The following is an 11521-nucleotide window of genomic DNA, read 5'->3' as shown; positions in this document are numbered from 1 at the left end:
ACTCACTGCAAGCGCACCCGTTTCACCGGCACAATGCCTTCGTCACCGCCACCGCCGGGAATAAATTCCACGTAATCAACTTCGCGAGTGATTTTTGCCGCTTCATTCTGACGTAACTGCGCCGCAACATCGCCTCGGCTTTCGGTACTAACGCTTACATTATTGGCAATAATTTTGCCGCTACTGTCGACAACCTTGCCGTCTTTGAGCTCGCCAATGACATTGCCTTTGGCATCGACGACCTTGCCGTCCACCAAGCGTCCAATGACATTGCCGTCGGCGTCGCGAACCACCTCGGTCATTTCATCCAGCTCCTGACCATCGGCGCCCAAAACCGTTTGCTCAACCGTACCCAGCACACGGCCGTCCTCGGCCACGGCGGTGCCATCGGCGTTAACCCGACCAATCACATTACCCTGACTGTCCACCACCGCTTTCTCTACGCGTCCCAGTATTTGGCCGTCAGTGCCGGTCACAGAACCATCATCATTCACCGTGCCCACCACATTGCCGTCGGCATCAATTACCTGGCCATTGACTACACGCCCAATAACATTGCCATCGGCGTCACGCACGACTTCTTCAACCTTGCCAATCACATTGCCGCTGGCGTCGCGTACTACCTCTTCAACGCTGCCGAGCACTTTGCCGTCACTGCCCACCATGACTTTTTCCGCGCTGCCCAGAGTTTCGCCGTTAAGCCCTACGGCCTTGCCGGATTTATCCACGGTGCCGACCACTTGGCCAGAATCATCTACGACAACCTTTTCCACTTTACCCAGTACGCGTCCTTCGTTGCTGGTGACACTGCCGTCTTTATTGACTTTGCCAATGACCTTGCCGTCTTTGTCGACTACCTGGCCGTTAACTACGCGACCAATCACATTGCCGTCGGCATCGCGCAAGACTTCTTGCACCTCGCCGACTACCCGGCCGCTGGAGTCCCGCACAACTTCTTTAACTTGACCGACAACTTTACCGTCACGATCGATCACGGCTTCTTCCACCACGCCCAGGGTTTCGCCGCTCAAACCAACCGCTTTACCGCTCTCATCCACACGGCCGATAACTTTACCGTTGGCGTCGACCACTTTGCCGTCAACCACCCGACCAATCACATTACCGTCTTTATCGCGCACTACCTGCGCCACTTTGGGACGGCCTTGAGGCACAGTTGATTCGCGCAAGTCCACCACGTTGCCACTGGAATCCAGCGCGACATTCTTTTGCACTTTGCCTAACACCTCACCGGTGTTGGACACGGCAGTACCATCTTTATTAACTTTGCCAATGATCTTTCCGGACTTATCAACCACCACCTTCTCTGTCTGGCCAATCACCCGACCGCTGCTGTCGGTCACACTACCATCGGCATTAACACGCCCAATCACATTGCCACTGTCATCGACGACCTGGCCGTTAACAACCCGGCCAATCACATTGCCATTTGCATCGCGCACTACTTCTTCTACTTTGCCAATCACTTTGCCACTGGCATCACGCACAACATCGGCGCGCTCGCGCACACGCAGCATGGGGTCGTCTTCACTGACGTTCTCCACAATAGTGCCAAGGGTTGTGCCGTCAAAGGCCACAGCCTTACCATCGACCACCTTGCCAATGATGTTGCCATTCGCGTCCACCACGTTATCGCCCACGACTCTGCCAATGGGGTTGCCATTCTCATCCAGCACCACATCGACTAATGGCTCGGGCTCGGGCGTCAGCAGTACATCGGCGCGGATAAAATCGTACTCGGCCATACTGGTGTCTTTGGGGTGGCGCAAAATCGCAAACATTTCACCTGTGGCCTCGGCCAATTGCACTCTCGCAACCTGACGAGGCGTTAAGCTCAAGGTGACAATGGTGAATTCCATGTTAAAGCCGTCCACAGAATTCTGTTGGCGCGAGCGCTCGTAACGACGGCCGGTATGATCTTCTCGCCCAGCCGAGAGCACGGTTACCTCTTCGAGAACTGGCATTACGACTTCATTTACCTCTTGCGCGCCGCCGCTTATGCCCAAATCCTCTAGATCAAATTCGCCCATCAGATCAATCACGTCGCCGGGGCGCAGTAAGCCATCAAAGGAATCGACGTTATTAACTTTTACACTGTAGGCACGGCGGCCCAGCTCGACCGTCTCGGAGAAGGTTTCCGCCTTGGTTCCGGTTATCGCTTCAACCGTAATCACTCGGCCTGCCTGCAAAGGCGATGCGATATTACGGTTCAGTATTTTTTGATACTCGGAGGCGGGAATAAAGTTTGAGGGTAAGAATTTGCGCGGCACGTCCAGCTTGCCGATTGCATCGATGGTAATGGTATCGCCCTTAACCATGTCTTTTTTCGGTACCACCACAGCCACGGTTTCCACTTTTTGCGGCTGATTGGCGCGGCGATAACGCTCCTCGACAGACTTTAAATAGTAAATGGTTAAAAATGCCGCTATCACACCGCACACGACGGCGATCATAAACAGGCGCGAGCCAGACATTTGCTTCATTGCTTTCCCCAAGTTTTACAGGCGGGACACACCCCGCTTTCAATAGTTTTTATGGTGCTGTTATGACACGACTCGATACACAGTCATTGGGCGACGGAGTTTCTCCATAGGCATAGACCTGCGTATAATAATGCTCACTGTCCATAGTGCCGATTTTGGTAGTCTCTTCTTCGTTGGGCTCCAGCAACAGTTTAAGTTGCTCTGCATAAATTTCTTCGTCTGACAGATCTTCGGTATCAATGCCACTATCCCAGCCGTAGGCCATTACCGCGCACTGATAGCTTCCACCTCCCAAATCGAAAAACACCACCTCGCCATCGGGCTCTTTTACGCCGGTATCTAAGTATTCGGCCGGAGTGGTTGATACGGCATAGTAATAGCCATCGACAATACGGCCGCCGTCTTCGTTACCCTGATTGTCCCAAACCTGATAAGAAGCCTCGGTACAATAGCCCTCGCCATCGACATCCATTTCATTAAATTGCAGAGAATCGTAAAAGTTGCCATCTGCCTGACTGCGATAACCAAAGCCAATCACGCCCGCAGGTTCCGCGCAGTTGGTGACTGCCTCACGCTGTAAAACATTGCCGTCTGCATCGGCTACCACATCGGTAGCCTGGGCATTGCCAATGGTTTCGCCATCGACCGATTCAAACACCTGTGTATTGGGATCGTAGCTGCCGACAATTTCGCCGTTCTGGGTCACAAGGCCCGTGGAGGGATCGTACTCCCCTAGATTACTCATGCCGCCGTAGGCAGTGATCATGGTTGTCTGGCTGATAGGCATTTCGGGTTCTGGGTTGCTGCCCCCGCCCGAGCTACCGTCATCGCTGCCATCGCCGCCGTCACCATTTTCCCAACCGCCGGTGCTTTCGGACACCTCATAGTCAGTCGCGTACTCATGCACAGCCGAAATTGAAGACGAATAACCATCGTAGTTATCGTGCATAACCGTCAATAAGTACTCGATACAGTCTTCGTACTCATCGGGGCAGGCGCCGCGATTGGCCACCAGCAGACCGCCAACCAGTGCCGCCATCACCACGGTATATTCGGCCATTGACTGACCCAGCTGACGCCAACGATTGCTACGAAAACGAGCCATGTCAGTTAATTTCAACCTCATTAATCAAAATTTGGCTGGCATCTCCCGCCGGCATAATGACAATATTATTTTCATCTATACCTTTTCGAAACACTAAAACCGTGCCGCCCTGCTGGCTGAAATTTTGCTCGAGCGACCAGTTATCCATTGCCATTTCTGTGCGATAAAAACTGACCAATTCAGACACCGATTGCTCGCTGGTGATAATGGTTACGCGCCCTTTTTTCGGGCCATCGTCGGTTAACATATCCGACACCACCAGAGCGTCCGCAGGCTTTACGACTCCTTCACCCAGAGCGCTTTCGATATCCGCCTCGGGCACCCTACTTATCAAGAGCCGACCAAAACTGTTTTCACCGGCGCCACCGTATTGCACAGTAAAAAAACACTCGTCTTCCATGGTGCCTATTTGTTGCCATGGGCCAAAAGTGCTTTGCACTGAACGGTCGCGCCAACGTCTTTGATAAAACCCCAACACAGAGTCAGCCGAAACACTGGCGCTGAACGAGCGCACCCCCAAAGGTCGATTGTTGTATTGCGCATTGTCCATCAGCGCGCTTACTTTCATTTCCGCCATGGTGGGAAAATCAGAAAAATCGCAATCGGCAAACGCCACCTCACTAAGCAGCGATGAACACAATGCACCTAAACATAAAATCTTTTTATTCATCGTAGTAACAGTGCCCATCATCGCATGTGACATCTAAAGGTGCCCCGTCTTCCCCGGGCATGGGTTCAACGCCCATTTCACCAAAGTCCAACTTATAAATTGCACTATTATCTGGACCGCCTTCCAGCAGGCTGGCCGCTGTTTTCACCACATCAAACAGGTCATTATCGAAAACAGTGCTGGGCACAAAGTTATCTGCCCGGTCCTGATAGTAGCCCACACTCTGTGCGTTCCAGCCGTCGGCTAAAATGGCCGAATTTGCCGTAAATCGTCCGTCCCAATTCTGAAAAATAGCGTCTTCGATACCGCCGCCCCAATCGCCATCGTTGCGATCCCACTTGCCATTACCGCCGCCTTTGGCATTACCCGTATTCAGCGAAGTACGAACTGTCGGACTGTAATAACCTTGAAAGTTATAATCCAACATCATTAGATCGTCGTTATCTGCACCAACAGCTCCAAGCAAGGTATTTATTGGTCCAGTAATAGTTTTCAAACCGGTCTCTAGCACTCTGAGTACGTCATAAGAAATTGCAGGGGTATCTTGCTCTTCGGTATCCATTACTTCTACGCTCTGGAACATACTTTGTTTAGATTGGGTGTAAGTCCAAAGACTACTCACATCACCACTGGCACCGTCGGCATCACTGGAGCTAATAGGTTTAATCACGGCTTGCCCCTGGCCGTTAAAAAACCGATTGCTTACCGAATTACTAAGCGCTGAATTGCTGCGTATAGCCACACTCTCAAACTCGTTAGAGCTGATATCAAAATCACCGGTATTTGCGTTCCCGCCCCAGGCGTTCATATCCTGCAGCCAAACGGTGCGTTCCCAGGCGACATAGCGCGCGGCTTGCTGGTTGGTAAACTTAATATCAAGAATCTTGCCGAAGGTTGGCACGACGATAAAAAGCACCAAAAAGATAAAACCAACACTGACCACAAACTCTGTCATAGCCTGGCCGTATTGATTATGCGTGCTTTTGTTGATCGGCAAAGGTTTTATCCCATTCATGGCATAAATTCCTCAAGCTCATCCACTACGGCATCGACTGCGATGTCTTTGACATAACTCGCACCGTCACGCATCGGGTCTTCCGCCAACGCATCCCAAGGAGAATCGAGCTGTTCCACCATATAATCAACGGCGGTATCGACCATCCGATCACCGATGGCATTTAGCAGCCAGTCGACCATATCGATGGCAGAATCCCCCAGACCTTCAAAGATTTCGGTGAAGTCTAACTCGCCGGTCGCAATCAAAATGGCAATGGCACTCGGCTCGCGCAAACGCGCGTCCCAAAAGGGGCTGAACAGGCTGGCGGGTTCGGCGCTGCCATCAGTCAGGGTTTGCATCGGGTTGTCAAAATAGGTTTCCGCCGAGCTGACGGTCATCATGGGGCGGTCATCGTTCCAGATAAACTGCTGATAATCGGCCGCAAAGTCATCGCCTTCGGCGCGCGAGCGGGTTTTTACATCGAAATTTGTGTACTGGATTTCGTCGTTGTCCCAGTCTCCATCATCGCTGTCCACTCTCAGGCTGTCATGATCAGAGGTTTCGATATCGTCCAGGCTTTTAGCCACGGCCGATGTGAATTCATAGCTTTTTCCAGACTCTTGAAAACTACCGCCTAGACTAAAGAATGAGGGCGGGCCAACGTAGGAATCGGTCACATCCTGCGAGGTGCGCAAACCGTACATGCCGGGCAACAGAGCTGGAGAGGCCTGCCCCCAGGCCAAGGCCTGCAGGTGAAAACCATCAAACGCACCATTGTTATCCGGGTCATCTGGGTCGCCGCCGAATCTGCCGGTGTCGTTGTTAAACGGCAACCCCCAATCGGTAAGAATTTTCTTCGCTTTACTGTTACTGCTGTAGACTTGATGGGTTGCCCCGGCGAGCGGAAAACCGATGGGCAGCACAAAGCCAAAGTCTAACAATGTCCACGAATCACAGCCGACAATAGGCAGGCACAGCTCAATTTCCACAAACAGCCCGACGTCAAACTCCAGCCCGAACGACAGCACATCAATGGCAGACCAACCTAAGCCCGCCAGGTCAGAATCGGACTCTAACGGACTGTTAGCCTCATAGACGGTGCCGCCGTCGTTTTTAATGCCGCCGCCGATAGAGAAATCCAGATCGATCGTGAGGGTAATAATGCCAAGAGACAGCTCAATTTCCGGGATCAAATCTCCGGTTGTCTCCCAGACATCCCAATGCCTGTCTTCGGTAAAGCTGGCGCGATTTCGATTCACTATCGCCATGTAACGCTGATAGGCTTCAATCGCGTTTGCTTCGGACTCTTCGCCCGCATTCAGATTAGAGTTGGCGCCACCGCTGACATTTTTTGACTTTTTCTTCGACAATCCTGCGCTATTGTCGTTGATCATGTTTTCCAGTTCGCCAACCTGATCACCAAGGAAACTCTCGGTTAATTCGGTAGCATCGGCGGACCAATCTTTTTCGGCGGTGGCATCCCCCACCAAGTCCGCTAAGTTGGTGGGGCTAAAATTCTCGCCAAAGTAGGTGAGCAGCGCGTTCTGCGTAAAGAAATACCAGCCCACCACGGGTATATACATTTCAGGGTCATTGGGATCGTCTTCGTGATCTTCCACCACCCCCATACTCATCTCTACTTGGCCTGCCAAGGTAGCCAGAGCAAACATTTTCTGGAATACGCCTACCGTACCGTTAAATATAGAAACAACGGTGGGCCAAAACTGAACCAATGTATTCGCAGGTACGGAAACCGCCTCGCCCATTAACTTGTAAGGCAAGGTAACCACGCTGAGCACATCGGTAAAAGTAGTAGGCGATGGCGGTGCAACAGGAATGCGATACAGTGGGTAAGAGGTAAATGCACTGATTTGCTTATAGTGCTTCGCCCACGACAAAAGTGACACCATTTGCCCGATGGAGACTTCGTTAGCCACCATGGAGCGGTTGGTGTAGGCGATAAAATTCTGGTTACGGGCCGCCAGCTTGGCCTGGGAATAGACCGTGGCATCCGCCGCATTTTCCAGCTGAACGCGATTAGTGACTAACTGCCCCTGGTTGTACAGGATAAGCAGAGCCATAACCACGACAGCAAGAAAGAGCAGGCCAAAGATAAAGGCCTGCCCTTTTTCGGAGCTAAACCGACGCATCAGAAATGAAACTGGCTGCTAAGCAGCCAGTTTGCGATTAATCTTCGTTTGCTTGGAAGGTACCCAACTGATGCTCTACTGCAGCTTCAGTCTGAGCATCTGTACCGTCAGTAGCCGCCTGGTTGGTTGCAGTGCCACCGCCAAGTTCGGCAGCCATATCACCTACCTGGCTGCGCACGGTATCACCGAACAAGTTATAAACAGTAATCGCAGCAATCGCGATCAGGGCAACGATAATAATGTACTCGGTCATACCCTGGCCAAGCTGCTTCATTTTTTGTTGAATTTTCATAATTTTTCTCCAGTTAGAACACCCTCACGTCCGCGCCCCCATCGAATGCGAACATTTGTAAAGAATAACAGGATTTATGTGACAGAATTCGCAAAAATTGGCACTAAAATGCAACGAATGTAATAAATTGTTACATTCTCTGGCTGCTAGGCGGGGCGGTCTGACTTACCCAATAAGGGAGCGGTGAGCATATAGCCCTTGCCGTATTGAGCGCTGATTAACGCGCCGGCATCAGGCACGACTTGCTTGAGTTTGGTGCGTAAGCGACCGATCAAGACGTCCAGGGTACGGTCAAAGGGCAGCCAATCAGATTTGCCCAGAGCCCGCATCAGAGTATCCCGGCGCACCGGCTGACCATCGGCCTCACACAGAGCCAAGAGCACCGCCGCTTCGTTGTGGCTCAGCGATACTTCACCGTCTCCAACCACCCGCTGACGAGCGGCATCCACCTGCCAGCCATCGTATTGATAACAGCAGGTGTTTTGCTGACCAGCCGCGTTTTTAAACTGTTTGATCATCTGCACCCGGCGCAATAGGGCTTTTGCGCCTGCGATCATCTCGCGCATTGGCAGCGGCTTGGAATAATAGGCATCGGCGCCTGCCTCAAGGCCAACGATACGCTCAACAGAATCGTCGAGAGAGGTGGTAAAAATAATACCGGCGGGGTGCTGACTACTGATTTCGCGGCAAATGCTCAGGCCGTCGCCCCCGGGCAAACGTATATCCAGAAACACTAAGTCATAATCGGCCTTTAACACGCGCTGTACCACTTCGCGGCCATCGGTCAGGGTGTCGACCTGCCAGCCTTGCCCCTCAAGATAATTAACCAGTAAATGCCGGGCGGTCAGTTCATCTTCCACCACCAGCACTCTGGGTATCGATTTATCCATTTTATTGTTCATTATGACTGCAACTGTTGATACGACAATTCTATCAAATTACCCAGGTTGCCCAGTGCATTGAGCGCGCGGCTGGGGTCCGACTCCAGATGATGGGCGATGGTCGCCACGCTGAGCATGCCTACCGACCGCGATGCACTTTTCATTTTATGGGCAAAATGCGAGATATCACGCAAACGGCCTTTTTCCAGTGCCTGTTCCAGCTGCGCTAAAGATTCACGCAGTGAGTGATAGGCATCATCCAACAGTTTACCGGCGCTGGCCTGCCCCAGGTCATCAACAATATTCTGCCACTGACGCCTGTCTACCAAAAGCTGCTGCTCCGTCTGGGGCCGCATATCATTGTGGAGGAAAAATGCATCCGCCTGGGTTTTGCCCAAGCGAGCGCGTGCAAGAACGTAGCGTAAATGCACTTTATCCACTGGTTTTTCGATGACATAGTCGAAACCCGCCGCACGGTAATGGGCAATATCGCTTTCGCTGGTATTGGCCGTCAGTGCTACAAACAACGGGCCAGTTCCGGCCACCATGGTGCGGGCACGAGCCAGCAGTGCAATACCACTCATTTCCGGTAAGCGAATATCAAACAGACACAGTTGGTAAGGGGTGCCCTGCAGTAATTGCAAAGCTTTGCTGGGCAGCTCGGTGGCCGATACATAGTGCTTATCCGCCTCCAGCAATTCCACCACAATTGCTTTATTGACGGTGTCGTCCTCAACCACCAACACTCTCATCGCAGGAACGGCCACAGGCTCTTCGCGAATCACCTCGTGCTGTTCGCCAGGGGCATCAGTAACATCAGCTGCCAGAGTAAGAGTAACGGGCAGCTCGACTCGAAAACATGAGCCCTGCCCCAAGGTGGACTCGGCATAAATGGTGCCGTTTAACTCGTCTACCAACCGCTTGGTAATGGCCAGCCCAAGCCCCTTGCCCCGCCCGGCTGAGTCCGGCACAGACAGGTCATCGCCTACCTGCACATATTCTTCGAAAATAATATCCAAATCGGCAGGACTTATACCTCGCCCGGTATCGCTTACCGCAATGCACAAAGTTGCTGGCTGCTGCGTTGAAGAGCTCGAAGCAGCATCTGACGACTCGTTAATGCTCGCCGTTAAAGTCACCTTACCCGCATCGGTAAACTTAACCGAATTGTGCAGCAGGTTCGTCACAATTTGGCGCAACGCCTGAGAATTACACAGCGCCATACGCGGTTGCGACCCCAGCCCTTGTATATCCAGATCCAAACCTACGTTCTTTTCTGCAGCCGTGGTTTTCGCCAGCTGCGCCACCGAGCTGAGTAGATGGCCAAGATTGACCGGATCGCCGTCGGTTTTGCGACTGACGGCGCCGCGGCTCGCATCCAGAGATTCATTCACTACCGACAGCAGTGAGGTACCCGCCTCCATGGCGTAACCAAGCAGCTCCCTATCAGGTTTTTTACTGCGTCCCAACAGACGCAGCGCCCCCAGCATACCGGCAAGTGGAGTGCGAATTTCGTGGCTCAGCACGGCCATAAATTCGCTGCGCTTTTGCGCCAGATTTAACGCGTGGCAGCGCGCCTCATCTAACTCTTCCAAGCGCTGCTGCAGTTCTCTAGTGCGGTCGGCTACGGCCTGCTGCAGCAGCGCTTTTTGCTGCGCCTCATTGGCCAGCAGCGAGTTAATTCGCTGCCCCAAAAACACCAGACTGGTGAGCGCCACAAACACATATACCCAGGGCGTGAGGTGAACTTTTACCACTTCGCGGTAGTAGAGAACCTCGTTGACAAACAGCAATACGATAACGCCACCTAAGAAGCTGACCAGGCCACTCCACGCCCGGCGGCGCCACACAATCACGATTAAGCAGGCAATAAAGTAAACAATGTAGGCGACACTCAAAGCCTCGAAAGGGTCGCGCAGGCGCGAGAACCAACCGGAATCGACAAAGGAAGTGACAATCGATGCGGCGACGCCCACATACCAATAGGTGCGCACCAGAGTGTAATTGATATCTTTGGGATAAAGCGCCTGAATGAACAGGATATAGGCCGGCACACACAAGAACATTCCGTAATACTCGGCGCGCATTAGCCAGAGTGCGGAAAAATCCGGAAATAAATAGTAAATGAGCTTTTCGGTACCAAAGATACGTACGCTGTACCACAACAGCCCTAACCCCAAATACAGGTATTCTTTACCTGCGGAGGCGTTGTTCCATAACACCAGCAAATAAATAGCCAGAGTCAAAGTAGACGAAAAGAGAAATAAGCCGCGAAACACCCGCCACTTTTCGGCCTGCTGCAGTGCAGGCCAACTATCGATAATTGGCGAGCGATACAGACCGCCATCCACATGATGAAAACTGGAGACCTGAATCACCAGCTGCAGGTGCGTTCCGATACCCGCGGGTAAGGGCGCAATACGAATACCATCGCGCGATGTCTCTGCGCTGGCGCTGGTCGCGGGCTCTCCGGTAGACACCAGCAATTCACCATTGGCCCAGACCTTGGCGGCACGATAAAGATGTGGCAGTTTAAAACCAAGGTTATGCGGTGGCTGAGCAAAGTAGATGTCCACCGCATAAGTGGCATAACCCTCACCCGGTGGCGTATTCACACCAGAGGCCGGGTCAGACCAGCGCGCCGGCACCCAGGTTTCGCGGTAATTATTGTGTAATTGCTCGGGAGTGAGCAACTGATGCCAGTACAGACGCCAATAGCCTTTTAGCACCAACGGCCCCTGGTGATCAGCGGGCACATCCACGCGGCCATCGACCACTTCGGGCGCTTCGGGCAGGACTACGGAATACTGCTGCCACAGGGTATAGAGAATAAGCGCTGTAAGCGCCAGTATGGCCAACACCGTGGGGGAGAATGTTTTATTTAACAGCGCGCGCATAATTGCCTGTCGTCAGACACTACCAAAG

The 11521-nt window shown here is 52.5% G+C and carries 8 protein-coding genes; all 8 read right to left on the bottom strand.

Annotated features, from left to right (window positions below; translation table 11 throughout):
* Positions 1–2: 2 nt before the first annotated feature.
* A complete protein-coding gene (cpaB, locus tag NHM04_RS13325) occupies positions 3–2501 on the bottom strand; it encodes a Flp pilus assembly protein CpaB (protein WP_254264263.1) in 2499 nt (832 codons plus the stop codon).
* Between the two features lie 49 nt (positions 2502–2550).
* Positions 2551–3606 carry a hypothetical protein gene (locus NHM04_RS13320; RefSeq protein WP_254264262.1) on the bottom strand — a complete coding sequence of 352 codons (1056 nt, stop codon included), beginning with the start codon at positions 3604–3606 and terminating at the stop codon, positions 2551–2553.
* A gap of 1 nt (position 3607) precedes the next feature.
* A complete protein-coding gene (locus NHM04_RS13315) occupies positions 3608–4276 on the bottom strand; it encodes a hypothetical protein (RefSeq protein ID WP_254264261.1) in 669 nt (222 codons plus the stop codon).
* Complete coding sequence (locus tag NHM04_RS13310) at positions 4269–5291, bottom strand: hypothetical protein (RefSeq protein WP_254264260.1); 1023 nt, start codon at positions 5289–5291, stop codon at positions 4269–4271. The genes NHM04_RS13315 and NHM04_RS13310 overlap by 8 nt, the downstream gene beginning before the upstream one ends.
* Positions 5288–7423, bottom strand: coding sequence for a pilus assembly protein TadG-related protein (locus NHM04_RS13305; RefSeq protein ID WP_256526617.1), 2136 nt, complete (start codon positions 7421–7423; stop codon positions 5288–5290). The genes NHM04_RS13310 and NHM04_RS13305 overlap by 4 nt, the downstream gene beginning before the upstream one ends.
* 37 nt (positions 7424–7460) lie before the next feature.
* A complete protein-coding gene (locus NHM04_RS13300; protein WP_254264258.1) occupies positions 7461–7715 on the bottom strand; it encodes a pilus assembly protein in 255 nt (84 codons plus the stop codon).
* Between the two features lie 146 nt (positions 7716–7861).
* Positions 7862–8617, bottom strand: a complete 756-nt coding sequence (locus NHM04_RS13295; protein ID WP_254264257.1) for a response regulator transcription factor — start codon at positions 8615–8617, stop codon at positions 7862–7864.
* Positions 8617–11493, bottom strand: coding sequence for an ATP-binding protein (locus tag NHM04_RS13290; RefSeq protein WP_254264256.1), 2877 nt, complete (start codon positions 11491–11493; stop codon positions 8617–8619). The genes NHM04_RS13295 and NHM04_RS13290 overlap by 1 nt, the downstream gene beginning before the upstream one ends.
* Between the last annotated feature and the right edge of the window lie 28 nt (positions 11494–11521).

This window comes from Gilvimarinus sp. DA14, assembly GCF_024204685.1.
In the GTDB taxonomy this organism is placed as follows: Bacteria; Pseudomonadota; Gammaproteobacteria; order Pseudomonadales; family Cellvibrionaceae; genus Gilvimarinus.
Note: the sequence above shows the minus strand (reverse complement) of the source record. Positions and strands in the feature narration are given on the sequence as shown.

Coding starts and splice junctions, on each gene's coding strand:
- NHM04_RS13300 (WP_254264258.1), bottom strand. CDS start 7,715: ATGAAAATTCAACAAAAAATGAAGCAGCTTGGCCAGGGTATGACCGAG.
- cpaB (WP_254264263.1), bottom strand. CDS start 2,501: ATGAAGCAAATGTCTGGCTCGCGCCTGTTTATGATCGCCGTCGTGTGC.
- NHM04_RS13310 (WP_254264260.1), bottom strand. CDS start 5,291: ATGAATGGGATAAAACCTTTGCCGATCAACAAAAGCACGCATAATCAA.
- NHM04_RS13290 (WP_254264256.1), bottom strand. CDS start 11,493: ATGCGCGCGCTGTTAAATAAAACATTCTCCCCCACGGTGTTGGCCATA.
- NHM04_RS13315 (WP_254264261.1), bottom strand. CDS start 4,276: ATGAATAAAAAGATTTTATGTTTAGGTGCATTGTGTTCATCGCTGCTT.
- NHM04_RS13295 (WP_254264257.1), bottom strand. CDS start 8,617: ATGAACAATAAAATGGATAAATCGATACCCAGAGTGCTGGTGGTGGAA.
- NHM04_RS13305 (WP_256526617.1), bottom strand. CDS start 7,423: ATGCGTCGGTTTAGCTCCGAAAAAGGGCAGGCCTTTATCTTTGGCCTG.
- NHM04_RS13320 (WP_254264262.1), bottom strand. CDS start 3,606: ATGGCTCGTTTTCGTAGCAATCGTTGGCGTCAGCTGGGTCAGTCAATG.